Origin of the sequence: Actinomycetospora sp. NBRC 106378 (assembly GCF_030269685.1) — a bacterium.
Lineage (GTDB): Bacteria > Actinomycetota > Actinomycetes > Mycobacteriales > Pseudonocardiaceae > Actinomycetospora.
On record NZ_BSTT01000010.1, the window covers coordinates 201,003 to 224,926 of the forward strand.

General features: G+C 72.9%; 23 protein-coding genes. 18 read left to right on the plus strand and 5 right to left on the minus strand.

What is annotated here, in order from left to right:
• From pqqB to pqqE, 4 genes are read left to right on the plus strand one after another with little or no spacing between them, the layout of a single operon-like run.
• Positions 1-888, plus strand: coding sequence for a pyrroloquinoline quinone biosynthesis protein PqqB (pqqB, locus tag QSK00_RS21545; protein WP_285593920.1), 888 nt, complete (start codon positions 1-3; stop codon positions 886-888).
• Positions 885-1,583 (plus strand): pyrroloquinoline-quinone synthase PqqC, encoded by a 699-nt coding sequence (gene pqqC / locus QSK00_RS21550; protein ID WP_285593922.1) that lies wholly within the window; start codon positions 885-887, stop codon positions 1,581-1,583. Before pqqB ends, pqqC begins: the two co-directional genes overlap by 4 nt.
• Positions 1,580-1,864: a pyrroloquinoline quinone biosynthesis peptide chaperone PqqD gene (gene pqqD, locus QSK00_RS21555; RefSeq protein ID WP_285593924.1), complete on the plus strand. Its 285-nt coding sequence runs from the start codon at positions 1,580-1,582 to the stop codon at positions 1,862-1,864. Before pqqC ends, pqqD begins: the two co-directional genes overlap by 4 nt.
• On the plus strand, positions 1,854-2,939 hold the full coding sequence (pqqE, locus tag QSK00_RS21560) for a pyrroloquinoline quinone biosynthesis protein PqqE (RefSeq protein ID WP_285593926.1): 1,086 nt from the start codon (positions 1,854-1,856) through the stop codon (positions 2,937-2,939). Before pqqD ends, pqqE begins: the two co-directional genes overlap by 11 nt.
• 3 nt (positions 2,940-2,942) lie before the next feature.
• On the opposite strand, the gene QSK00_RS21565 is transcribed toward pqqE, so the two are convergent.
• Both QSK00_RS21565 and ppc read right to left on the minus strand, forming a co-directional pair.
• The gene (locus QSK00_RS21565) at positions 2,943-4,031 is read right to left on the minus strand and encodes a sodium:calcium antiporter (protein WP_285593928.1); all 1,089 of its coding nucleotides are present in this window, start codon (positions 4,029-4,031) and stop codon (positions 2,943-2,945) included.
• Between the two features lie 135 nt (positions 4,032-4,166).
• Positions 4,167-6,941: a phosphoenolpyruvate carboxylase gene (gene ppc, locus QSK00_RS21570; RefSeq protein WP_285593930.1), complete on the minus strand. Its 2,775-nt coding sequence runs from the start codon at positions 6,939-6,941 to the stop codon at positions 4,167-4,169.
• A 168-nt stretch (positions 6,942-7,109) separates the two neighbouring features.
• On the opposite strand from ppc, the gene QSK00_RS21575 reads away from it, so the two are divergent.
• The 8 genes from QSK00_RS21575 to QSK00_RS21610 all read left to right on the plus strand — a co-directional run bounded on the left by QSK00_RS21575 (position 7,110) and on the right by QSK00_RS21610 (position 14,823).
• On the plus strand, positions 7,110-8,162 hold the full coding sequence (locus tag QSK00_RS21575; protein WP_285593932.1) for a glutathione S-transferase family protein: 1,053 nt from the start codon (positions 7,110-7,112) through the stop codon (positions 8,160-8,162).
• 27 nt (positions 8,163-8,189) lie between these two features.
• Positions 8,190-10,001, plus strand: coding sequence for a thiamine pyrophosphate-requiring protein (locus QSK00_RS21580; protein ID WP_285593934.1), 1,812 nt, complete (start codon positions 8,190-8,192; stop codon positions 9,999-10,001).
• Between the two features lie 23 nt (positions 10,002-10,024).
• Complete coding sequence (locus tag QSK00_RS21585) at positions 10,025-10,423, plus strand: FKBP-type peptidyl-prolyl cis-trans isomerase (RefSeq protein ID WP_285593937.1); 399 nt, start codon at positions 10,025-10,027, stop codon at positions 10,421-10,423.
• 60 nt (positions 10,424-10,483) lie between these two features.
• The gene (locus QSK00_RS21590; protein WP_285593939.1) at positions 10,484-10,945 is read left to right on the plus strand and encodes an SRPBCC family protein; all 462 of its coding nucleotides are present in this window, start codon (positions 10,484-10,486) and stop codon (positions 10,943-10,945) included.
• A gap of 56 nt (positions 10,946-11,001) precedes the next feature.
• A complete protein-coding gene (locus QSK00_RS21595) occupies positions 11,002-12,798 on the plus strand; it encodes a helix-turn-helix transcriptional regulator (protein ID WP_285593941.1) in 1,797 nt (598 codons plus the stop codon).
• A gap of 89 nt (positions 12,799-12,887) precedes the next feature.
• The gene (locus tag QSK00_RS21600) at positions 12,888-13,430 is read left to right on the plus strand and encodes a DUF6790 family protein (protein WP_285593943.1); all 543 of its coding nucleotides are present in this window, start codon (positions 12,888-12,890) and stop codon (positions 13,428-13,430) included.
• A gap of 31 nt (positions 13,431-13,461) precedes the next feature.
• Positions 13,462-13,953 (plus strand): hypothetical protein, encoded by a 492-nt coding sequence (locus tag QSK00_RS21605; RefSeq protein WP_285593944.1) that lies wholly within the window; start codon positions 13,462-13,464, stop codon positions 13,951-13,953.
• A 9-nt stretch (positions 13,954-13,962) separates the two neighbouring features.
• The gene (locus tag QSK00_RS21610) at positions 13,963-14,823 is read left to right on the plus strand and encodes an exodeoxyribonuclease III (RefSeq protein ID WP_502872062.1); all 861 of its coding nucleotides are present in this window, start codon (positions 13,963-13,965) and stop codon (positions 14,821-14,823) included.
• Between the two features lie 56 nt (positions 14,824-14,879).
• Here the strand turns inward: QSK00_RS21610 and QSK00_RS21615 are convergent, their stop codons facing one another.
• On the minus strand, positions 14,880-17,411 hold the full coding sequence (locus QSK00_RS21615) for a DEAD/DEAH box helicase (RefSeq protein WP_285593945.1): 2,532 nt from the start codon (positions 17,409-17,411) through the stop codon (positions 14,880-14,882).
• A gap of 49 nt (positions 17,412-17,460) precedes the next feature.
• Between QSK00_RS21615 and QSK00_RS21620 the strand changes: the two genes are divergently transcribed.
• The 3 genes from QSK00_RS21620 to QSK00_RS21630 are packed head-to-tail and all read left to right on the plus strand — an operon-like array spanning position 17,461 to position 19,530.
• Positions 17,461-17,943 (plus strand): cation:proton antiporter regulatory subunit, encoded by a 483-nt coding sequence (locus tag QSK00_RS21620; protein ID WP_285593946.1) that lies wholly within the window; start codon positions 17,461-17,463, stop codon positions 17,941-17,943.
• Positions 17,944-19,116 carry a cation:proton antiporter gene (locus QSK00_RS21625; protein WP_285593947.1) on the plus strand — a complete coding sequence of 391 codons (1,173 nt, stop codon included), beginning with the start codon at positions 17,944-17,946 and terminating at the stop codon, positions 19,114-19,116. It abuts the gene before it with no gap.
• Positions 19,117-19,137: 21 nt separating this feature from the next.
• A complete protein-coding gene (locus tag QSK00_RS21630) occupies positions 19,138-19,530 on the plus strand; it encodes a hypothetical protein (protein WP_285593949.1) in 393 nt (130 codons plus the stop codon).
• A 10-nt stretch (positions 19,531-19,540) separates the two neighbouring features.
• Here QSK00_RS21630 and QSK00_RS21635 read toward each other — a convergent pair whose 3' ends face one another.
• Positions 19,541-19,780, minus strand: coding sequence for a DUF8847 domain-containing protein (locus QSK00_RS21635; RefSeq protein ID WP_285593951.1), 240 nt, complete (start codon positions 19,778-19,780; stop codon positions 19,541-19,543).
• Between the two features lie 103 nt (positions 19,781-19,883).
• On the opposite strand from QSK00_RS21635, the gene QSK00_RS21640 reads away from it, so the two are divergent.
• Together QSK00_RS21640 and QSK00_RS21645 are read left to right on the plus strand one after the other, a co-directional pair.
• Entirely contained in the window at positions 19,884-20,519 is a 636-nt protein-coding gene (locus QSK00_RS21640) for a class I SAM-dependent methyltransferase (protein ID WP_285593953.1), read from the plus strand.
• Between the two features lie 17 nt (positions 20,520-20,536).
• Positions 20,537-21,694: an oxidoreductase gene (locus tag QSK00_RS21645; protein WP_285593955.1), complete on the plus strand. Its 1,158-nt coding sequence runs from the start codon at positions 20,537-20,539 to the stop codon at positions 21,692-21,694.
• Between the two features lies 1 nt (position 21,695).
• On the opposite strand, the gene QSK00_RS21650 is transcribed toward QSK00_RS21645, so the two are convergent.
• Positions 21,696-23,114, minus strand: coding sequence for a glycoside hydrolase family 28 protein (locus QSK00_RS21650; RefSeq protein WP_285593956.1), 1,419 nt, complete (start codon positions 23,112-23,114; stop codon positions 21,696-21,698).
• Positions 23,115-23,186: 72 nt separating this feature from the next.
• Between QSK00_RS21650 and QSK00_RS21655 the strand changes: the two genes are divergently transcribed.
• Positions 23,187-23,828 carry a DUF222 domain-containing protein gene (locus tag QSK00_RS21655; protein WP_285593959.1) on the plus strand — a complete coding sequence of 214 codons (642 nt, stop codon included), beginning with the start codon at positions 23,187-23,189 and terminating at the stop codon, positions 23,826-23,828.
• The last annotated feature ends 96 nt before the right edge of the window (positions 23,829-23,924 follow it).

Consider the following 23,924-nt stretch of genomic DNA (forward strand, 5'->3'; position numbering starts at 1 on the left):
GTGAAGGTCAGGGTCCTCGGGTCGTCCGCCGGCGGCGGGCTCCCGCAGTGGAACTGCTCCTGCGCCGGCTGCGCGGCCGCCCGGGCAGGCGAGGTCGAACCGCGCACCCAGTCGTCGGTCGCCGTCATCGACGACGGACCCGCCGGTGCTCGTGCTTTTCTCGTCAACGCCTCACCCGACGTCCGCCAGCAGCTCACCGCGGCCCCCGACCTGCACCCGGGGGCGACCCGACGCAACCCGGTCGAGGCGATCCTGCTGACCGACGCGGAGATCGACCACACGCTCGGCCTGCTGATCCTGCGCGAGGGTGCGGGGGTGACCGTGCACGCGACCGCCGCCTCCGAGGCCGTGCTGCGCGAGGGCACGGGCTTCCTGACGACGTTGGAGGCGTACTGCCCGGTCACGGTGGTGGAGGTGGGCATCGGGGCCGAGCACGCACTCACCGACGACCTCACCTACACCGCGTTCGACCTGCCGACCGGCAAGACGCCCCGGTTCCCGACGTCCGGCCCGGAGGAGGGTCGCGTCGTCGGCTACCGGTTCCACGACCGCCGCACCGGCGGGGTCGTGGTCTACGCCCCCGGCGTCGCCGACCTGGCCCCGCTGCGGGCGGCCTGCGACGGCGCGGACGTGCTGCTCGTCGACGGGACCTGCTTCCACGACGACGAGCTCGTCCGGCTCGGGCTGGGCCGCAAGACCGCGGCCGACATGGGCCACGTCGCGCTCGAGCGGTCGCTGGACGCGTTCGCCGACCTCGGGGTGCCGCGCGTGGTGCTCGTGCACGTCAACAACTCGAACCCGATCCTCCTGCCCGAGGCCGCGGAAGGCCTCGTCGTCGGGAAGGCCGGGGTGGAGATCGGGACCGACGGGACGGAGATCTCGGCATGACCGCTCTGGCGGACGCACGACCGGACACCGACCTCACCGAGCGCCTGCGCTCGCAGGCGTCCCGGTACCACGCGGCGCACCCGTTCCACGTGCGCATGAACGACGGCGAGCTGTCGCCCGCCCAGATCCGGGGGTGGGTGGCGAACCGGTTCGCCTACCAGGAGGCCATCCCGATCAAGGACGCGGCGATCCTGTCGAACTGCCCGGACGTCACGGTGCGGCGACGGTGGATCCGGCGGATCACCGACCACGACGGGACCGGCGACGACCCGGGTGGGATCGAGGCCTGGCTGCGCCTCGGCGAGGCGTGCGGGGTGCCGCGCGAGGAGATGACCTCGCACGTGCACCTGCGGCCCGGCGTGCGGTTCGCGGTCGACGCCTACATCACCTTCGCGCGGACGAAGCCGTGGCCGATCGCGGTGGCGTCGTCGCTGACCGAGCTCTTCGCGCCGGACCTCATGGCGACCCGACTCGCGGCCTTCGAGAAGTACTACACCTGGATCGACCCGGCGGGCCTGCAGTACTTCCGCAACCGCCTCCACCAGGCCCCGCGGGACTCCGAGCACGCCCTCGAGGTGGTGCTGGAGCACTGCCGGACCCCGGAGCTCGAGCAGGCCGCCTACGACGCGCTGGCGTTCAAGAACGACGTGCTGTGGTCGATGATGGACGCCATCGACGCGGCCTACCCGGCGTGACCAGCTCGATCTCGACGACGGGGGTGCCCCGGCTGGGGCGCGGGGTGAAGCTGCGCTACGACCGCTCCCGCGAGCGGCACGTGCTGCTCATGCCCGAGACCGTCGTCGTCCTCAACGCCACCGGTACCGCGATCCTCCAGCTGTGCGACGGGGAGCGGACCGTGGCCGACATCGTCGAGGCGCTGCGCGAGCAGTACGGGGACGTGCCCGAGGGGCAGGTCCACGCCTACCTGGCCAAGCTCGCGGAGCGCCGACACCTGGAGATCACCGATGGAGATTGACGGACCCCTGGGTCTGCTCGCGGAGCTGACCTACCGGTGCCCGCTGGCGTGCGCGTACTGCTCGAATCCGGTGGAGCTCGAGGCCTACCGCGAGGAGCTGACGACGGCCGAGTGGCAGCGGGTGATCACCGAGGCCGCCGAGCTGGGCGCCCTGCAGTGCCACCTCTCCGGCGGGGAACCGCTGTTGCGCCGGGACCTCGCCGACCTCGTGCGCACCGCCGCCGACCAGGGGCTCTACACCAACCTCGTCACGAGCGCGCTGGGCTTCACCCCGGCCCGGGCGGCGGAGCTGCACGACGCCGGACTCGACCACGTGCAGGTCTCGCTGCAGGCCGACGAGCCGGCGCTGTCGGACCGGATCGCGGGCTCGCCCTCCTTCGCGCGCAAGATCGACGCGGCCCGTCGGGTGCGCGAGCTGGGCTGGCCGCTGACGCTCAACGTCGTCCTGCACCGGCAGAACATCGACCGGGTCCCGGAGATCCTGGCCGCGGCGGAGGAGCTGGAGGCCGACCGCATCGAGCTCGCCAACACCCAGTACTACGGCTGGGCCGCGGTGAACCGGGCGGCGCTGCTGCCCTCGCGCGAGCAACTGGCCGAGGCGGAGGTGGTGGTCCGCGAGGCCAAGGAGCGGCTGCGCGGACGCATGGAGATCATCTACGTGATCCCGGACTACTACGCGACCTACCCGAAGCCGTGCATGGGCGGGTGGGGGGCCCGGCAGCTCGTCGTCGTGCCCACCGGCGACGCCCTGCCGTGCCTCGCGGCGCACGGGCTGCCGCTGCCGGCGGCGAACGTCCGGGAGCACCCGCTGTCCTGGATCTGGCAGGACTCGCCGATGTTCTCGGCCTACCGCGGCACGGACTGGATGCAGGACCCGTGCCGGTCGTGCGCACGCCGCGAGATCGACCTCGGCGGCTGCCGGTGCCAGGCGTTCGCGCTCACCGGCGACGCCACCCGCACCGACCCGGTGTGCCATCTCGCGCCCGAGCACGGGATCGTCGAGGCCGCCGTCGCGGAGGCCAACGAGGAGTCCCGGCCGGTCGAGCTGCCGCTGGTGGCGCGCCCGCACGCGTAGGTACTAGTCGTCCATCGGCACCCCGCCGAACGCCACCAGGCTCACCACGAAGTAGGCGACGTACAGGGCGAGCAGCACGACGCCGTGCCAGCGCCGCAGCCGGCCCGTCGCCATGAACCCGGCCGCGATCGCCGTCATGACGATGAGGACCGGCAGGTGCCAGGCCAGCACGTCGGCGTCCACCGCGATCGCCCCGCCGGCGAGCAGGATGATCCCGAGCTTGCCGGTCACCGAGAACACGACGCTGCCGATGACGTTGGCGACCGCGATCTCGGGCGCACCGCGCCGCTGCGGCTCGGCCGTGAGGAAGATGTCCTCCAGCGACAGCGCGAGCGTGGCGATCGTGACGCCGAAGACGGTGCCGTCGATGCCGAGGGTCTCAATGACGCCCTCCGTCGCCTGACCGGCGGCGACGGCGCCGATGACGAGGCCGACCAGGGCGAGGACCGCGAGACCCAGACCGAGGCCGGGGGAGTGCGCACGGGCCTTGAGGAAGCCCTGGTCGATGCGCAGGTCGGGCGGCAACGTGAAGGACCGGCCGCCGGGCTCCGCCGCCGGGCCCTCGTCGAGGGCGACCGCGCCGCCGCCCCCGCCGACCCCCGCGCCGACCTTCTCCACCTGCTCGTAGAACTCGGCGTTCCGGAACACCGGCCTGCGGGCCACGTACTCGCGGTAGGCCACGAAGGCCACGAAGGCGACGAACAGCAGCACCAGCACGATGCCGGCCGCGACCGTGAGGAACCCGGTGAGGGCGAACCCCAGCATCACGACCGGCGCGACGACGAACAACGCGAGATAACTGCGCGGCACCTCGATCGTGCACGGGGCGACGATGGCGGAGATCGCGAGCACGACGCCCGTCATCGCCACCGTCGTCCCGATCACCGTCCCGAGGGCGACATTGCTGAGGTCCTCGAGATTGAGCACGATCCCGAACGCGAGGTCGTCGAACTCGATGCCCGTGAAGATCACCGCGACGAGGAACAGCGAGATCGTCCACCGACTCGCCACACCCACGAGATAACCGATCAACTTCTCGGCGCTGAACACCAGCACCGCGATGCCGATCACGAACAACAAGATCGATTCCATACCGGTGCTCCCCGCCGAGCTGATCGCCACGATGTCCAGGCCACGATGTGATCGCGGTCGATCGTGATCGGAGTCACGGCGGAAAGCAACGGGTCGAAGGTCGGGGATCTGATCGGTCCCGAATTCGGTCGTGCGCTACCCGGTATTGCGCATGCCGGCCGAGATGCCGTTCACGGTGAGCAGCAGGGCCCGCTGCAGATCGGGGTCCGGCTCGTCCACGGTGCGGCGCTCGGCCAGGGCGTGCACCTGCAGGTGGTGCAGCGGCTCGAGGTAGCTCTCGCGCACCTCGAGCGTCTGGCGCAGCAGCGGGTTGTTCGCCAGCAGGCCGTCGCCGGGGGACAGGGCGAGGACCTCACGCAGCGTCAGCGCGTGCTCGGCCTTGATGATCTCGAAGACGTCCTGCAGCTCCGGGTCGACCAGCTCGGAGACGTAGAAGCCGGCGATCCGCATGTCGGTCTTCGCGAGGGTCATCTCGACGTTGGAGAGCAGGTTGGCGAAGAACGCCCAGTCCCGCATCTCGTCGATCACGTCGGCGTAGCCGGCCTCCCGGGCCGCCTTGAGGCCGGACCCGAGCCCGAACCAGCCCGGCACGATCATCCGCGTCTGGGTCCAGCCGAACACCCACGGGATCGCCCGCAGATCGTCGAGCGAGGCGTCGCCGCCCGCCCCGGGACGCTTGCCGGGGCGGGACCCGACGTTGAGCATCGACAGCTCGTCCACCGGCGTGGCCTGGGTGAAGAAGTTGGGCAGGCCCTCGTGGCCGACGAGCGTCCCGTAGGCCTCCTGCGCCGCGTCCGAGATGACGTCCATCGCCTCGTCCCAGCGCTTGAGCTGGTCGGCGGGCACACGACTGGTCTGGTGCATGAGCGTCGCCTCGAGCACCGACGAGAGCATGATCTCGAGGTTGTCCTCGGCGAGGCTCGGCAGCGAGTACTTGTCCGAGATGACCTCGCCCTGCTCGGTCACCTTCATCACCGCGTCGACGACGCCGTGCGGCTGCGCCGCGATCGCCTCGCCGGCGGGGCCGCCGCCGCGCCCGACGGAGCCGCCCCGCCCGTGGAAGAGGCGCAGGCGCACGCCGTGCTTCGACGCGACGTCGCGCAGCTGGCGCTGCGCGGTGTGGATCGACCACTGGCTCGTCGTGATCCCGGCGCCCTTGTTGGAGTCCGAGTAGCCCAGCATCATCTCCTGCACGTCCCCGCGGGCCGCGACGATCGCGCGGTAGGACGGGTCGGACAGCATCCCGTCGAGCAGGTCGCCGGAGATCTTGAGCTCGGTCGCGGTCTCGAACAGCGGCACGATGTCGAGCGAGGAGCGCGCCCCGTCGACGGTCAGCTCGATCAGCCCGGCCTCGCGGGCCAGGACGGCCACCGCGAGGACGTCGTCCACGTTCTGGGCCATCGACATGATGTAGGTGTGCAGGGCCTCCTCGCCGTAGGTCTCCTGCACCTCGCGGATGGTGTCGAAGACCTCGAGGGTCTCCCGGAAGCTGTCGTCGCCGATGTTCTGCCAGTTGCGGCGCGGGGTCAGCGCCCGCCGCCCGGCCAGCTCGCGCGACAGCACCTCGATGCGTCCGGCGTGGTCGAGCTCGGCGTACGGCGTCTCGAGCTCGCCGAGCCGGTCGAAGAGGGCCGCCAACGCCGTGTGATGGAACTTGGTGTGCTCGCGGACGTCCATCGACGCGAGGTGCAGCCCCACCGCGTTCGCCGTGCGCATGACGTCGCGCAGCATCCCGTCGGCGATGCGGTCGCCCTGGTGCGAGCGCAGCGAACGGTCCATCACCTCGAGGTCGTGGAGGTACTCCGCGGAGCCCAGGTAGTCGCGGCCGGGGACGTGCGGGGCGCCCGAGGCGTAGCGGGCGCGGGTGTTCTCCAGCCGCGCGTACACGTAGGAGCACTTGAGCCGGTAGGGCTCCTCGGCGTTGAGCCGCACGAACCGGTCGTAGACCTCGGGGAGGTGGCGGCGGTCCTTCGCGAGGCTGCGGCGCAGGTCCTCGCTGACGCCGACCAGGCGCGTCGACACCGACAGCTCCTGCACCAGCTCCTCGATGAGGCCGAGCTGGATACGGACGCCGCGGTCGGCGTAGATGGTCATGACGTCGGTGGTGAGCTCCGCCGTGACGTTCGGGTTGCCGTCCCGGTCGCCGCCGACCCAGACCCCGAGCACGAGCGGGCGGGCCCCCTCGGGCAGGTGCAGTCCGACCCGGTCGAGCTCCTCGTCGAGCACCGTGAGCACCTGGGGGACGGCGTGCCGGCCGAGCTGCTCGAGGTAGTAGGCGACCGAGCGGGCCTCGTCGAGCACCGACGGGCGCTCCGGGCGGATCTCGTCGGTCTGCCACATGAGGTCGACGAGGCGCTCGAGCTTCGTCTCGGCGACCTCCTCGGACAGGCCGTCGCCGAGGATGCCGGCGATCGCCCGCAGCTTGCCGAGCACCGACTGGCGCTGCGCCTCGGTCGGGTGGGCCGTGAAGGTGGGCTTGAGCTCGAGGCGGGAGAGCGCGGTGGCCACCTCGTCCGGGTCGGCCTCGGTGACCAGCCGCTCGGCGAGCAGGTGGATGGGTCCCTCGCCGCCCTCGTGCACGGCGCGGCGCTCCGAGGCGCGGTGGGTCTGCTCGGCGACGTTGGCCAGGTGGAAGTACGTCGCGAACGCGCGGGCGAGGACGGCGGCCGTGCCCGGGTCGAGCGAGGCGAGCAGGTCGCGGATCTCGGTGTCGCCCCGCTCGGGCACCTCGCGGACGAGGTGCCGGACCTTCTCGACGAGCTCGAGCATGTCCTCGCCGTTCTGCCGCGCCAGGGTCTTCCCGAGCAACGTGGACAGGCGGCGGATGTCGGTGCGCAGCGCGGAGTGCTCCGACTCGGAGGACACGCTGGACTCGGTCGACACGGTGTCGGAACGGCGGCCGGTGCTCATCTGCGACGCATCTCCTCGCGAACGGGGTCGACGGGGGCCCACGACGCCGGGGGACGTCGGGCATCGTTCCCCGGAAGTCGTCCGCCGTACACCTTCCCGGCGCAAGGTGGGACGCGATCGGCTCCTCGTCGACCCCGCCCGCGCGCGTCGGCGCCCGCCCGGCTGGGAATGCCGAGGGGTGTGAGCACCACTGCCGGCAACACGAAGGCCTACGCCGACTCCAGCGGTTCGTTCAAGCGCCGCGGACCCCGGTTCACCGACCGCATCGTCGCGAACCCGTCCGGGCCGGGGGAGTGGCCCGCGGAGCCGGGGCGCTACCGCCTCGTCGTCTCCCTGGCCTGCCCGTGGGCACACCGCTCGGTCATCGTGCGCCGCCTCATGGGCCTCGAGGACGCGATCTCGCTCGCGATCACCGACCCGCTGCAGGACGACCGCTCGTGGCGGTTCTCCCTCGACGAGGGCGGCGTCGACCCGGTCCTCGGCTACACCCACCTCGAGCAGGCCTACCTCGCGCGCGATCCGGAGGACGGCACCGAGAACGGCGTCTCGGTCCCCGCGATCGTCGACGTCGCCTCGGGCGCGCTGGTCACCAACGACTACCCGCAGATCACGATCGACCTCGGGCAGGAGTGGCGCGCCCACCAGCGGGCCGGGGCGCCGGACCTCTACCCCGAGGCCCTGCGCGACGAGATCGACACCGTGAACGAGGGCGTCTTCCACGACGTGAACAACGGCGTCTACAAGGCCGGGTTCGCCACGAAGCAGACCCGCTACGAGGAGGCCTACAACGCCCTCTTCGCGCGGCTCGACGAGCTCGACGAACGGCTGGAGAACCAGCGCTACCTGGTGGGCGACCACATCACCGAGGCCGACATCCGGCTGTTCACCACGCTCGCCCGGTTCGACGCGGTGTACCAGTCGCACTTCAAGTGCAACCGGCAGAAGCTCGCCGAGTTCGGCGCGCTGTGGGCCTACGCCCGCGACCTCTACCAGACCCCCGGGTTCGGCGACACGGTCGACTTCGACCACATCAAGCGGCACTACTACATGGTCCAGACGACGATCAACCCGACGCAGGTCGTCCCGCTCGGCCCGGAGCCGTCGGCCTGGCTGACGCCCCACCACCGCGAGGAGCTCGGCGGGTCCCCGTTCGGCCCGGAGGGCACCGCGCCGGAGCCGCTGGAGCACCCCCTGCGGCCGTTGGGCCCGATCGACATGTGAGGCCGCCGCCCCGGGTAGCCCGAGGTCGTGAGCACACCGAAGAACGTCGCCGAGCACGTCCTCGACCGTCTCGCGGCCTGGGGTGTGCACCGCTTCTACGGCTACCCGGGCGACGGGATCGGCGGCATCTTCACCGCGCTGCCGAAGCGCGACGACGCCGAGTTCGTCCAGGTCCGGCACGAGGAGACCGCCGCCTTCGCCGCCTGCGCGGACGTCAAGTACGGCGGCTCGCCCATCGGGTGCTGCGTCGTGACCAGCGGCCCCGGGGCGATCCACGCCCTCAACGGCCTCTACGACGCCAAGCTCGACCACCAGCCCGTCGTCGCCCTGCTCGGCCACACCGCGCAGACCGCGCAGGCCGGCGGCTACTACCAGGAGGTCGACCTCGGCACGCTGTTCTCCGACGTCGGGGGCTACGTCGCCGAGGTGAAGGACCCCTCGCAGGTGCGGCACGTCGTCGACCGGGCCTGCCGGTCCGCGCTCGCCGACCGCACCGTCTCCGTCGTCATCCTGCCCAGCGACGTGCTGGAGGCGAAGGCCGTGCCGGAGCCGCCGGACGCGCACGGCTACTACCAGACCTCCGCCGTCCCGTCGTCCGACCCGGGCGCCCCGGCCCCGGCGGCGCTCGAGGCCGCGGCCGCGGTGCTCAACGCGGGGGAGAAGGTCGCGATCCTCGCGGGGGCCGGGGCGCTCGGGGCGTCCACGGAGCTGACCGAGGTCGCCAACCGGCTCGGTGCGGGCCTGTCCACCGCGCTGCTCGGCAAGGGCGTGATCGACGAGCGCTCGCCCTGGAACACCGGTGCGATCGGCCTGCTCGGGACGACGGCCTCGTGGCACCTCATGCGCGAGTGCGACACGCTGCTCATCGTCGGCTCGACGATGCCCTACACCGAGTACTACCCGGCGCCCGGCCAGGCGCGGGCGGTGCAGATCGACGTCGACGGGTCCCGCTGCGGCATCCGCTACGACACCGACGTCAACCTCACCGGTGACGCCGCCACGACCCTGCAGGCCCTGCTCCCGCTGCTCGAGGACAAGACCGACCCGACCTGGCGCGCGCACGTGGAGCGCTGGACCGCCTCCTGGCGGGAGTACTCCGAGCAGCGCGCGCACCAGCACACCTCGGCGCTCAACCCCGAGCTCGTGATGCGTGGCCTCGACGAGCGCCTGCCCGACGACGCCCTCGTCGCGGTCGACTGCGGGACCGCCACCTCCTGGTACGCCCGTGACCTGTCGCTGAAGCCGAGCCAGCGCGGCTCGCTGTCCGGGACGCTGCTGTCCATGGGCGGCGCCCTGCCGTACGCGATCGCGGCGAAGACCGCCCACCCGGACCGACCCGTCGTCGGGCTGGTGGGCGACGGCGCCATGCAGATGAACGGGGTCAACGAGCTCATCACCGTGGCCCGCTACTGGCGGACCTGGGCCGACCCCCGGATGGTCTTCCTCGTCCTCTCCAACGACGACCTCTCCTACGTGTCGTGGGAGACGCGCGGGATGCTCGGGGAGGCCCCCGACCCGCAGTCGCAGTCGCTGCCGCCGATCCCGTACGCCGAGTGGGCGAAACTGCTCGGGCTCGACGGGGTCACCCTCACCGACCGGGAGCACATCGGTGCGGTCTGGGACGCGGCGCTCGCCGCCGACCGGCCCTTCGTCATCGACGCCAAGGTCGACAAGGACATCCCGCTGGTCCCGCCGCACGTCACGCTCTCCCAGGCGTTCAACACCGCCCGATCGCAGGTCGCGGGCGACCCCGACGCGCTCTCGATCATCGCCAACGGCGTGAAGGAGACGGTCGGGGCCAAGGCCCGGTCGCTGCTGGGGCTCGCGCCGAAGGACTGACCCCGCCCCCTACGGTGGGAGGCATGGCAGTCACCGTGGAGAACGCCGACGACCTGACCCGCGCGCCGGGTGCGTCGGTCACCCCCGACACCCTCCCGAACGACCTGGACATCACCGACCTCGTCGTCGGCGGCGGCGCCGAGGCGACGCACCGCGACACCGTGCAGGTGCAGTACGAGGGCAAGCTGGTGTCGAACTCCACCGAGTTCGACTCCTCGTGGAGCCGGGGCGGCGCGCCGGTCGAGTTCCCGCTCGGGCAGGTCATCGACGGGTTCAAGCTGGGCATCTCGGGCATGCGCGAGGGCGGTCGCCGGATCCTCGTCGTGCCCCCGCACCAGGGCTACGGCCCGCAGGGCGCGGGCGGGGTCATCCCGCCGAACGCCCACCTCGTGTTCGTCGTGGACCTCGTCAAGGTCAACTGATCCTCTAGGGTGGCGCGGCGGTGCCGATCGGTACCGCCGCGTACCCCGAGGAGGCCGCTCGTGCCGGAGAAAGCACCCGACGTCGTCGTCAGCGAGACCGTCGCCGCCCCGCCGGAGAAGGTGTGGGAGCTCGTCGGCGACCCCGCCCGCATCGGCGAGATCTCGCCCGAGTGCTACAAGACCCGCTGGCTCGGCGGCGCCACCGGTCCGAAGCCCGGCGCCCGCTTCATCGGCTGGAACCGCAAGGGCCTCCTGCGCTGGCCGACGACGAGCACGGTCGCCGAGTACGACCCCGCCCGCCACATCAGCTGGGACGTCGACGTCGCCGGCCAGTCCGTCGCGCGCTGGAGCTTCACGCTCGAGCCCGAGGGCGCCGGCACGACGATCACGCAGCGGTGGATCGACAAGCGCACCGCGATCGCCTCGCTGGTCGGCAAGGCCCGCACCAGCGACAGCCCCGCACGCAACCGCGAGGGCATGGCCCGCACGCTCGCCACGGTCAAGGCGCGCGTCGAGGGCTGATCCTCCGACCGGGTGACCGGACTGGCGGATCGGGTCCGCCTCGTCAGGATCGGTGGATGGTTCCCGACGACCGGTCCTCCCGGACCGGCGAGCGCGGGCTCGACGGTCCGGCGGCGGACCTGGCGGCCACGCTCGCCGTCTGGGGCGGGGCCGCCTCCGTCGCGCACCTCGCCGCGGTGTCGGGCCTGCCCGCCGGGTCGATGCTGCGGGCGGTCCGGGAGGCCACCGACGCCGGCGTGCTGATCTGGCGCGACGACGAGCGGCTCGAGTTCGTCCGGGCGCAGGACCGCGACGAGACGTACGCGGCGATCCCGGCCCCGATGCGTCGACTCCTCAAGGACGCCCACCGGGCGGCCCTCGACAGCGCCGACGCCCTGTCCCGGGCGGGCACGCTGGCCGCCGCGGGACGGGTGGACGACGCGATCCGGGTCGCCCGCGGGGAGCTCGCCGCCTCCGAGGATCCCGCGGTCCGGGCCCGCGTCCGGTCGTTCCTGATCTTCACGCTCATCAGCGCCGCCCGCGTGGACGACGCCCGCGCCGAGATCGCCGCGGTCCTCGCGCTCCCGGTGCCGCGCGAGCAGCGCGACCGGCTCGTCCACCTGTCGACCTGGGTGGACCTCCTGGCGGGTGACGTCCCGGTGCCCCCGGCCGAGCCGGTCGAGGGGAACCCGACGGCGCTGCTCAACGCGGCCATGGCGTCGTTCCTCCGGGGTCGGACGGTGCGGGCCACCGAGCTCGCGGTCGCGTCCGTGGCCGCCCGCGCGGGGGAGTCGTGGGCGGACGCAGCGTCGGCGACGGTCTGGCCCGCCTGGTGCCGGCTCCTCGCCGAGGGGCCGGCCGCCGCGGAACGGGAGGCCCGCGACGTGCGCGACCGGGCCGCCCGCGCCGGGCACCTCTGGCTCGGGCCCTACCACGACTTCGTCGCGGCGCGGGTCCACGTCGTCGGCGGGCGCTGGTCGGACGGCGTGGCCGAGCTGGACTCCGGGCTCGACGCCGCGGCCGGGACCGGTACCGGGTGGGTCTCGCTGGCGGTGGCCGGTCGGGCCCGGATGGACCTCGACCGCGGCGACACGACGGCCGCTGCCGGGGTGCTCGAGCGGGCCGCGGGCGTGCCCGAGCAGTTCGGGCTGCCGGCCGTCGCCCTGACGACCGCCCTGCTCGACGAGGCGCGCGGGGCCCTCGACACCGCGCTGCGCCGGGCCGACGCCGTCTGGCGGACGGCGCTGCGGGGTGGACGCGTGGCGGCCGTCGCGATGGTCGGTGCCGACGTGGCCCGCCTCGCCCTGCGGACCGGGCGTCGCGACGTGCTCGACGACCTCGCCGCCGCCCTGCGCGCCGACCCGCCCGACGGGGCGCTCCTGCGACCGGTGGCCGACCTCGTCGTCGGGCTCGCCGCCGACGACCTGCCCGCGGTCCTCGCCGCTGCCGACGCGCTCGACCGGGCCGGCGACGTCCCCGGCGCGATGGCGGCCCGCGAGGAGGCCGCCTGCCTGGCCGCCCGCCTCGGCGACGCCGACACGGCCCGAATGGCGGCCGCCCGGGTCCGGGGCACGGCCGACGGGCTGGGGGCCGAGGGGGTGTCCCGGCGGGTGGCGGGGCGGCTGCGCTCCTCGGGTGTCCGGCTGGGACCGGGTGGCCGGCGCGGACGGCCCCCCGAGGGCTGGGAGGCGCTCACCCCCACCGAACGACGCGTGGCCGACCTGATCGCCGACGGCGTCGCCGGGCCGGACATGGCCGCCCGGCTCGCGATCTCGCCGCGCACCGTGCAGACCCACGTCTCGAACGCCCTGCGCAAGCTCGGCCTGCGGACCCGGGTCGAGCTCGCGACGACGGCGGCCCGCCACCGCGGCTGAGGGGCCTCCTCGTCTACGTCAGGAGACGGATGTTCTGACGGCGCATCTCGGTCACGCTGGGTGTCGAGTACACCGGCGAAAGGGTGGCCATGTCGTTCTTCCTCTTCATGTGGATCGTCCTGCTCGGCGGTCTGGCACTGCACGTGACCTTCGACCGCTCCCCGCTGCGGCGGACGGGTGCCCGGGTTCTCGAGCTGACCGCGCTCTGGTTCGTCGTGGTCGGCCTCGGGGTGAACGGCGTGCTGGCCGGCCTCGTCCACCTGGGCCCGGGTGCCCCGGCGGCCGCGGAGAGCATCGGCTGGTCGCCGTCACCGTTCCAGTGGGAGAACGGCGGCTCGGACCTCGCGGTGGGCCTCGCCGGGCTGGCCGTCGCACGGCGCCGGTTCCGCGGCGGCTGGATGAGCGCGGTCATCGCGGTCGCGTTCGTGCAGCTCTGGCTCGACGGCATCCAGCACGTCACGCAGTGGCTGCTGCACGGCAACACCGCCCCCGACAACGTCGGCGCGATCCCGACCTGCTTCCTGGTCCCCGCGATCGCCGCGGTCACCACCTGGGCCGCGCGCCGCGCCGCGGCCCGCCGCACCGCCCCCGGCGCCCACGAGAGCGCCGCGCCCACCCACGTCGCGGCCTGAGCCGCACCCGCGAACCCCGTCAGGAGTCGAGATGCCCGCGTCCTCCCTGGTGATCATCCTCGCGATGGTCGGATACGCCGTCTACCGCCAGTCCCAGCGCCACGAGGTGGTGGGCTCGTCCCGCTTCAAGCTCGCGATCATCTACGGGATCGTCGGCATCGCCATCGGGGGCTACCACGTGCCCGCGAACGGCCTCGCGTGGCTGTTCCTCGGCCTCTCGATCGCGCTGTCGGTGGTCGTGGGCCTGGCCCGCGGCCGCTACACGCGGATCTGGCCCGAGGGCGGCCGGGTGTTCGCGCAGGGCACCGCGCTGACCATCGGGCTGTTCCTCGGCATGGTCGTGGTCAAGTTCGGGCTCGGCACGGTCGCGTACTTCGCCGGGATCAACGACTCCGGGGGGATCGGCGAGGTGCTGCTCATGATCGCGGTCATGATCGCGTTCCAGGCCGAGCTCGTGTGGCGGCGGGCGCAGCCGCTGGGCGCCCGGGAGTCCTCGAAGGACGTCGTCGGGGTCGCCCGTTAGCGTGGGGGCGTGCGAGTGGCGACCTGGAACGTGAACTCCGCGAAGGCCCGCGAGCCGCGCCTGCTGGGCTGGCTCGACGAGCGCGCGCCCGACGTCGTGTGCCTGCAGGAGACCAAGCTCTCCGACGAGGCGTTCGACGAGACCTTCGGGGCCCCGCTGGCCGAGCGGGGGTACCAGGTCGCCCACCACGGCGAGGGCCGGTGGAACGGGGTGGCCCTGCTGTCGCGGGTCGGCCTCGACGACGTGGTGAACGGGCTGCCGGGCGCCCCGGGCTACCCGCACCAGGAGGCCCGCGCCGTCACCGCGACGTGCGGCGACCTGCGCGTGACCAGCGTGTACGTCCCCAACGGCCGCACCGTGGACGACCCGCACTACGCCTACAAGCTCGCATGGCTCGGCGTGCTGCGGGACATGGTGCAGGCGGGCGACCCCGACTCCACGATCGTCGCCGGCGACTTCAACATCGCCCCGGCCGACCTCGACGTCTACTCCGTCGAGGTCTTCGCCGAGTCGACCCACGTGACGCCGCCGGAGCGCGACGCGCTGGCCGCGATCGAGAAGACCGGCCTGCACGACGTCATCCGCGACCGGTGGGTCGACGTCCCCGCCTTCACGTACTGGGACTACCGCGGCGGCGCCTTCCACCAGGACCGCGGCATGCGGATCGACCTGGTCCTCGCGGGCGCCCCGATCGCCGAGCGCCGTCAGGCCGCGTGGGTCGACCGGCAGGCCCGGAAGGGCACCGGGCCGTCCGACCACGCGCCCGTGATCGTCGATCTCGACACCGCTCCCGACGGTGACATCGGTCCCGTCGTCCCCCCGCCCTCGCTCGGCGCCAAGAAGGGCGCCCCGCGCCGCAGGAAGGCCTGATCTGATCGAGCGAACGGCACTCTCGTGCGGATAGAAGCTGCGAACGTGCCGCTCGTTCAGCCGGCGGGGGTCTCGAACGGCCCCACGTGCGTCACGTGCACGACCGCCGAGCCGACCTCGTCGGAGGCGTCCAGGTCGACCGTGGCGGTGATGCCCCAGTCGTGGTCGCCCTCGGGGTCGTCGAAGACCTGGCGGACCTCCCACGTGCGGCCCCGGTCCACGACCCGGAACAGGGCCGGGCCGCGGGCGTCGGGCCCGGCGCCCAGGGTCGGGTACTCGTCGAAGTAGTCGAGCATCGCCTGCGACCAGGTGTCGAGCGACGGGCCCTCGTCGCCGGAGAGCTCGGCGAGGTCGCCCGGCACGCGGCGGGCGAACAGCTCGACGCGGCGGAACATCTCGTTGCGCACCAGCACCCGGAACGCCCGCTCGTTGCGGGTGACCGGCGGCGGGCCCTGGTCGATCGGCGCGGCGTCGGTGCCGGCCGCGTCGAGCTCGGTCGGGTTCGACAGCGTCTCCCACTCGTCGAGCAGCGACGAGTCGGTCTGGCGGACCAGCTCGCCGAGCCAGGCGATGAGGTCGTCGAGGTCGTCGGTGCCGGCCGACTCCGGGATCGTCTGGCGCAACGCCCGGTAGGCGTCGGTGAGGTAGCGCAGGACGAGGCCCTCGGAGCGGGCGATCTTGTAGTGCGAGACGAACTCGACGAACGTCATCGCGCGCTCGTAGAGGTCCCGGACGACGGCCTTCGGGGACAGCTCGGCGTCGCCGACCCACGGGTGGCCCTTGCGGTAGGTCTCGAAGGCGGGCTCGAGCAGCTCGGCGAGCGGCTTCGGCCAGGTGATCTCCTCGAGGCGCTCCATCCGCACCTCGTACTCGAGCCCCTCGGCCTTCATGGCGCCGACGGCCTCGCCCCGGGCGGCGTTCTCCTGGGCGCGCAGGATCTGCTTCGGGTCGTCGAGGGTCGACTCGACGACGGAGACGAGGTCGAGCGAGTAGGTCGGCGACTCGTCGTCGAGCAGCTCGAACGCCGCCAGCGCGAACGGCGAGAGCGGCTGGTTGAGGGCGAAGTCGACCTGGAGGTCGTCGACGAGCGCGACCGTCCGTCCGGCGGCGTCGGGGGTCTTCAGCACCTCGATGACGTCGGCCTCGAGGAGTCCGCGGAAGAGCTGGATCGCGCGCAGGATCAGCTTGCGCTGGGTGGCGCGGTCGGCGTGGTTGTCCTCGAGCAGGTGGCGCATCGCCGGGAAGTACGGGCCGGGGCGCTGCGCGACCTGCAGCAGCATCGCCGTCGTCACCCGCATCTGGCTCGTGAGCTGCTCGGGCTGGGCCTCGACGAGCTTCTCCATCGTGCGTTCGGACCACGACACGAACCCCTCGGGCGCCTTCACCCGCACGACGCGCCGTTGCTTCTTGACGTCGTCGCCGGCCTTCGCGAGACGCTTCGCGTTCTCCACCTCGTGCTCGGGGGCCTGGACGACGACGAAGCCCGCCGTGTCGTAGCCCGCCCGCCCGGCCCGGCCCGCGACCTGGTGGAACTCGCGGGCGCGCAGGTGGCGCACCCGCTGGCCGTCGAACTTGGTGAGCGCGGTGAAGAGCACGGTGCGGATCGGGATGTTGATCCCGACGCCGAGGGTGTCGGTCCCGCAGATGAGCTTGAGCAGTCCGGCCTGGGCGAGGGTCTCCACCAGCCGGCGGTACTTGGGCAGCATCCCGGCGTGGTGGACGCCGATGCCGTGGCGGACGAGCCGGGACAGGGTGCGGCCGAACCCGGCGGTGAAGCGGAACGAGCCGATGAGCTCGGCGATCTGCTCCTTCTCGGCCTTGGTGGAGACGTTGAGGCTCATCAGCGCCTGCGCCTGCTCGATCGCCGCGGCCTGCGTGGTGTGCACGATGTAGACCGGGGCCTGCTTCCCGGTGATCAGCTCGGAGATCGTCTCGTGCAGCGGGGTGGTCGACCAGCGGAAGCTCAGGGGGACCGGGCGCTCGGTGTTCGTGACGACCGCGGTCTCGCGGCCGGTGCGCCGCGTCAGGTCCTCCTGGAAGAAGGACACGTCGCCGAGGGTCGCGCTCATGAGCAGGAACTGGCACTGCGGCAGCTCGACGATCGGCACCTGCCACGCCCACCCGCGGTCGGGGTCGGCGTAGAAGTGGAACTCGTCCATGACGACCTGGCCGATGTCGGCCGCGGCCCCCTCGCGCAGCGCCCAGTTCGCGAGCACCTCGGCCGTGCAGCAGATGACCGGCGCCTCGGGGTTCACGGCGGCGTCGCCGGTGAGCATCCCGACGTTCGCGTAGCCGAGCTGCGCACCGAGGGAGAAGAACTTCTCGCTGACCAGGGCCTTGATCGGCGCGGTGTAGACGGTGCGCTCGCCGCGGGACATCGCGGCCACGTGGGCTCCGAGCGCGATGAGCGACTTCCCCGAGCCGGTCGGCGTCGACACGATGACGTTGGCGCCGGTGACGAGCTCGATGAGCGCCTCGGCCTGCGCCGGGTACAGCTCCAGCCCGCGCTCGGCCGCCCAGGCGGAGAACCCCTCGAAGAGGTCGTCGGGGTCGGCGCCGGGCGTGGGAAGCAGGGACGGAGCGCTCATCGCCCTCCATTGTCCCCGTCGACGACCGTGACGGTTAGCGTGGGCAGGCGTGGACGTCGAGGTGACCAGACTGCCGGGGATCGGCACGAAGCAGGAGTTCGTCACGGGTGACGGGCGCCGGGTCGGGGTGCTCACCCACCGCGACGGGCACCGGGAGCTGCTGCTCGCGGCCCGGGACGACCCGGACTCGTGCGCGGCCACCGTCCCGATGACCGAGACCGAGTGCAACGCGCTCGGCACGCTGCTCGGCGCGCCGAACCTCGTCGCCAAGCTGCAGGACCAGCAGCGCGAGGTCGAGGGCGTCAACACGGCCCAGTTCCCGATCGCCTCGGGGTCGCCCTACGTGGGCCGCCCGCTCGGCGACACCGCGATGCGCACCCGCGCGGGCACCTCCATCGTCGCCGTGGTCCGCGACCACGTCGTCTCCCCGTCGCCCCGCCCGGACTTCGTGTTCGCGGCCGGGGACCTGGTGGTGATCGTCGGGACCGGCGAGGGCCTGAAGCAGGCGGCGGAGATCCTCGAGGCCGGCTGAGTGGAGACCGCGCTCGCCCTCGAGGAGCTCGGCGCCCTCTTCTTCGGGCTCGGCGTCCTCGGCCGGCTCGCGGGTCGGATCGGGATCTCGCCGATCCCGCTCTACCTGCTCGGCGGGCTCGCCTTCGGCCAGGGCGGCCTGCTGCCGCTCGCGGGCATCGGGGGGTTCACCGAACTCGCGAGCGAGGTCGGCGTCGTCCTGCTGCTGCTCCTGCTCGGCCTGGAGTACTCGGCCTCCGACCTCGTGGGCGGGCTGAAGCGGTCGTGGCTGGCCGGGATCGTCGACATGGTCCTCAACGGGACGCCGGGTGCGGTCGCCGCGCTGCTGCTCGGCTGGGGACCCGTCGGCGCCCTCGCGATGGCCGGCGTCACGTGGGTGTCGTCCTCCGGGATCATCGCGAAGGTCCTCTCCGACCTCGGCCGCCTCGGCAACCGCGAGACGCCCGCCGTCCTCTCCGTGCTGGTCATGGAGGACCTCGCGATGGCCCTCTACCTGCCGATCACGACGGCGGTCCTGGCCTCGCTCGGGTTCCTCGCGGGGCTGCGGACGGTCGGGATCGCGCTGGTCCTGCTGGTCGTGGTGCTGGTGGTGGCTCTGCGGTTCGGCGGCGCGGTGTCGGCGGTCGTCGACTCGCCCACCTCCGAGGTCTTCCTGCTGCGGGTCATCGGCGTCGCGCTGCTCGTCGCCGGGGTCGCCTCGCAGCTGCAGGTCTCGGCCGGGGTCGGGGCGTTCCTGCTCGGGATCGCGATCAGCGAGGACACCGCGGAGAACGCGACGCGGGTGCTGAGCCCCCTGCGTGACCTGTTCGCGGCCGTGTTCTTCGTCGTGTTCGGGCTCAACACCGACCCGCGGGAGATCCCGGCCGTCATCCCGGTCGCGCTGGCGCTCGCGGTGGTGACGACGCTGACGAAGATCGGCGCGGGCTGGTTCGCCGCGCAGCAGGCCGGCGTGGGGTCGCTCGGGCGGTGGCGGGCGGGTGCGGCGCTGGTCGCGCGCGGCGAGTTCTCGATCGTGATCGCCGGTCTGGCGCTGGGCTCGGCGGCGATCGACCCCGAGTTCGCGCCGCTCGCCACGACCTACGTGCTCCTCATGGCCGTCCTCGGTCCGGTGCTCGCGCGGGTGGTCGTCCCGGTGCACGGTGCGCTCTCCGGACGACGACGGGCGGCCGCGTGACGGAGTGGGTACACGCGCCGCATGACCTTGACGTCGTCCTCGTCCACCCCCAGGGCTCCCTGGCTCCCGCGCGTGCTCGGCGCCGCGACCGCCGCCTACTCCGTCGCGATCATCGCGAAGCCCGAGCTGTTCGCCCGCCCGACGAAGCTCGCGAAGGACGGGGAGTCGCTCTCGCGCGGCACCGCGATCGGCATCCGGGCCCTCGGCGGCCGTGACCTGGCCTCGGGCCTGGCGATGGCGTTCGCGCCGGACCAGCAGGCGCTGCGGACGGCGACGGCGGTCCGGGTGGGCTCGGACGTCGTCGACCTGGTGCTGCTCGGCACGACCCTGCCCGACCGGGAGGCGCGGACGAAGGCGGTCGCGGTGGCGGGCGCCTGGGGCGCGCTGTGCGCCCTGGGCTGGTGGCTGGCCTGAGCCGACCGGCTCAGGCCGACTCGGCGTCGGCGGGCTCCGGCACCGGCTCGACCCGCAGGTGGTAGACACCGGCACCGTCGGTGAGCGGATGGAGGTCGTAGTGGTGCACGACCTTCGGACCGTCGTGGAGGTGGGTGTGGGTCACCGTCGGGAGCGGGGCGCCGTGTCGGGCCTCGCGGACCTCGACCCGGCCGTCGAGGGGGCCGCCGAGGTAGAGCAGGACGGCGTCGGAGTCGGTGCCTTCGGCCATGGTCTGCCTCCTCGGGATGTCGCGGTTCCGCAACAGGGTAGGTGGGCATGGGGCCCGGCGCTGCGTCCGTCCGGGGCAATGTATGACGGCGGGTGACGAGGTCGTGACCGAGCGCGAACTCGACGCCCAGGTGACGAGCTGGACCGCCCCCGGGACCGCCCCGCTCGTGCCCGAGGTGATCCTCCTGCTGGCGGACGACATCCACCGCACGTGGTCGGAGACCGACGAGGCCGCACCCCCGTTCTGGGCGTTCGCCTGGGCGGGCGGGCAGGCGCTGGCGCGGTGCGTGCTCGACCGGCCCGAGCTCGTCGTCGGGAAGAAGGTCCTGGACCTCGCGAGCGGGTCGGGCATCGTCGGGATCGCCGCGCTGCAGGCGGGGGCGTCGTCGGTGGTCGCCTCGGACCACGACGCCCGTGCCCGCGTCGCCACGGCGCGGAACGCGGCGCTCAACGGCGTGACCGTCGAGGTCGTCGGGGACCTCATGACAGGGGAGGGGCCGGAGCTCGACGTCGACGTCATCCTCGCCGGGGACGTGTTCTACGAGCAGCCGATGGCACGGCAGATGCTCGAGTTCCTCGACGAGGCGACCGGCGTGGGCATCGAGGTCTACGTCGGCGACCCGGGCCGGGAGTACCTGCCCCGACGGCGGGTGTCCGCGCTCGCGTCCTACGACGTGCCGGACACGACGGACCTGGAGGGCCGGTCGGTCACGCCGACCACGGTGCACCGGTTGATCTGACGGGTAAGCCCGGTGACGTGGCTGATCTCTTCTCCCCGTTGACCGTCAAGGGCGTGACCCTGCGCAACCGCATCGGGATGTCGCCGATGACGATGCACGAGTCGGTCGACGGCACGATGAACGACTACCACGTGATGTACCTGGGAGCCCGGGCCGCGGGCGGCTTCGGGTTGATCTTCCCGGAGCAGGTCGCGATCGTGCCGGAGGGGCGGACCACGCCCGACTGCGCCGGCATCTGGGCCGATCACCAGGTCGAGAGCCACGCGCGGGTCACGTCGATGATCCGCAAGTTCGGCGCCGTGGCCGGCATCCAACTGGGGCACACCGGTCGCAAGGGCAGCGAGGTCGCGAAGCACGACGTGGTGGACGGCCACCAGGGCGGCTGGCAGCTCCCGCCGGACCACCCCCGCGGCTGGCCGGTGTCCGGCCCGTCGGCGGTCTCCTACGACGACGGGCACCACGACCACCCCGTGCACGCGCTGACGGTGGAGGAGATCCGCGGGCTGCACCGGTCGTACGCCGACGCGGCGCGACGGGCCGCCGACGCCGGCTACCAGTGGCTCGAGATGCACTTCGCGCACGGCTACCTCGGCGCGGAGTTCTTCTCACCGCTCGCGAACCACCGGGACGACGAGTACGGCGGGTCGCTGGAGAACCGGGCCCGGTTCCTGCTCGAGGCGCTGGACGCGGTGCGGGAGGTATGGCCCGAGGAGTACCCGCTGACCATGCGGCTGGGTTCCGACGACGGCCACCCCGACGGCGTGCAGTTCGACGACGCCATCACCGCGGTGGGCTGGATGGCCGAGCACGGGCTCGACCTCGCCGACATGAGCATGGGCTTCAACACCGGCGACATGCCGGACCGGCCCGACTTCCACCGGCCCGCGTTCATGGCCGAGCGGGCCGCCCGCGTGCGCAAGGAGGTCGGCATCCCGATGATGTCGAGCTGGAACCTCGGGCTCCCGGCCGACGCCGACGCCGCGGTCCGCGACGAGTGGATCGACGTCGTCCTGCTGGGCACCCCGGCGCTGGCCAACCCGCACTGGCCGGTCTGGGCGGCCCGTGAACTCGGCCGCGAGCGGCCCTTCGAGCTGCTCCCGGACGACTGGCAGTGGTGGATCGAGCACTTCCGCGGTCCCGAGCAGAGCATCGGGCTGCCGCCGGTCGCGTCCTAGATCAGCCCGCCGCGTGCAGCCCGAGGACGTCGTCGGTGACGACGGCCGGTCGGGCGTCCGGGGCCGCGGTCCCGAGACGCAGGTCCCGGAGCGTGACGTCGGCGGCGTGGCGGATCCACAGGCCGTGGGCCGGGAGGACGCCGAACATCGCGTGCTCGGGGTACGCGGCCGGGAGCTCGGGGATGCCGGTCCGGCGGGCGTCGGCGGGCGTCCCGCCACCCGGCGTCGTGACCTCGACGTTCTCCAGGGTGACGCGCTCGACGGGGAACCCGGGGAGGCCCGCGATGCTCATGACGTCGCCGGCCGCCGTGCCGAGGGAGTGGGTGGTGACGGCGCGCAGACCCCGGATCCGGACGTCGCGCAGCGCGCCGACCGGGCGGGGCCGTGCGACGTCGGTGCGCCCGTAGTCGAACCCCCGGTTCCCGCGCCGGATGCTGAGCGGCGCGGCGACGTCGTGCATGACCAGGTCCGTCGCGACCACGTCCTCGAGGTCGCCGCCGTCCACCGTCTGGAGCTTGAGGCCCCCGAGGCGGCAGTCGTGGAACCGAGTGCGCGTGAGCCGGATCCGGCGGAAGCCGCCGAGCGACTGGGTGCCGAGCTTCAGACCGGCGCAGCGTGAGGTCAGCCGACAGTCGGTGACCAGGACGTCCGCACACGGCTGCGGGTAGGAGCTCTTGAGCACGACCGCGTCGTCGAGGGTGTCGACACGGCAGTCGCTCACGACGGCGCCCGTGCAGCTGTCGAGGACGATCCCGTCCTGGTGGACGTGCTGGGAGGACAGGACGGTGAGGCCCTCCGTGCGGACGTCCTCGCACTGCGCCAGGTGGACGGTCCACATCCCGGCCTCGCGCAGCGTGACGTCCCGCAGGGCGACGGACCGGCACCCGCGGAGGAAGATCATGCGTGGACGTGGCCCGGTGGCGACCTCGGGGTCGGGGGTCGGGACCTTCGGGAAGGCCCGTCCGGAGCCGTCGATGGTCCCCGCGCCCTCGATCGTGACCCGCTCGGCGCCGCGGGCGTAGAGCAGCGCCCAGACCTGGCGGCCGCCGACGTCGAGGTCACGGACGCCGAGATCGTGGGCCGGGTAGTCGGCGATGTGCGGGCTGCCGAGCAGGGTGGCGCCGGGGGAGAGGTGGAGCGTCACGTCCGAGCGCAGCTCGACCGTGCCCGAGAGGAACGTGCCGGCCGGGAGGAGCACCGTGCCACCGCCGCCCGCGTGGGCGGCGTCGACGGCGGCCTGGATCGCCGCGGTGTCGCGTGTGGTCCCGTCGCCCCGGGCGCCGAAGGTCCGGACGTCGAGAGTCCGGACGTCGTGGGTCCGCCCGACGGCGGGTCGCGGGGCCGCGTCCGCCGCGCTTGCGGCGGTCAGGCCGAGCCCGGGCAGGAGCGCCGCGAGGAACCGACGGCGTCGGAGGAGCACGGCTCCAGTGTGAGCTGAGGTTGCTCCGATCGGCTGCTTGATCTTGTCGAACATGTGTTCGATGATGGGTGCATGGCGATCGAGGCAGGGTGGGACCCCGAGGTGGGGTTGCCACTGCCTGTGCCGCCGTCGATGTGGGACGAGGATCCCGACGAGCCCGCATTCGAGCTACCGGACGAAGCGGAGCTGTCGTGGTGGGCCGAGCTCGACGCGGCCGCCGACGGCCCGGGGGACGACGAGCCGGTCGCCGACGAGCCCGGGGAGCCGGGTTGGGCGGTTCCGGGGGTGTCTGAGGAGGCGCCGCCGCCGGAGGAGGGTCTGTCGGCGCGGTCGTTGGCGGAGTTGGCGGAGCTGGCGGAGGCGGTGCGGGCGCAGCGGTTGGCGGGGGCGCGGGTGTACCGGGCGTTCACCGCGGTCCGCGCGGGCAACGTGTTGGCCGAGTCCGGGTACCGGAAGTTGGCGCCGTTGCTGGAGGACCACGTCCGCCTCGACCGGGTCGCAGTGGGCAAGCTGGATCGGCACGCGGAGGCGTTGCACGACACCGTCACCCCCACCGGCGCCACCACCCCCGCTTCGTTGCCGGCGACCGCGGGTGCGGTGGAGGACGGGGTGATCGACGCCGATCACGTCGAGGTCATCGACAAGGTTATGACCCGGCTGCGGAACGTGTCCGGGTTGGACGATGTGATGTCTCAGCACATCCTGGACAGATAAGTCTCAGCACATCGCGGACAGGTTGGTGTTCCGCTGGTAGCGGACGCTGCGGTCAAGGGTAAGGCTGGCGGCGATCGCGTTATCGATGAGAACGGT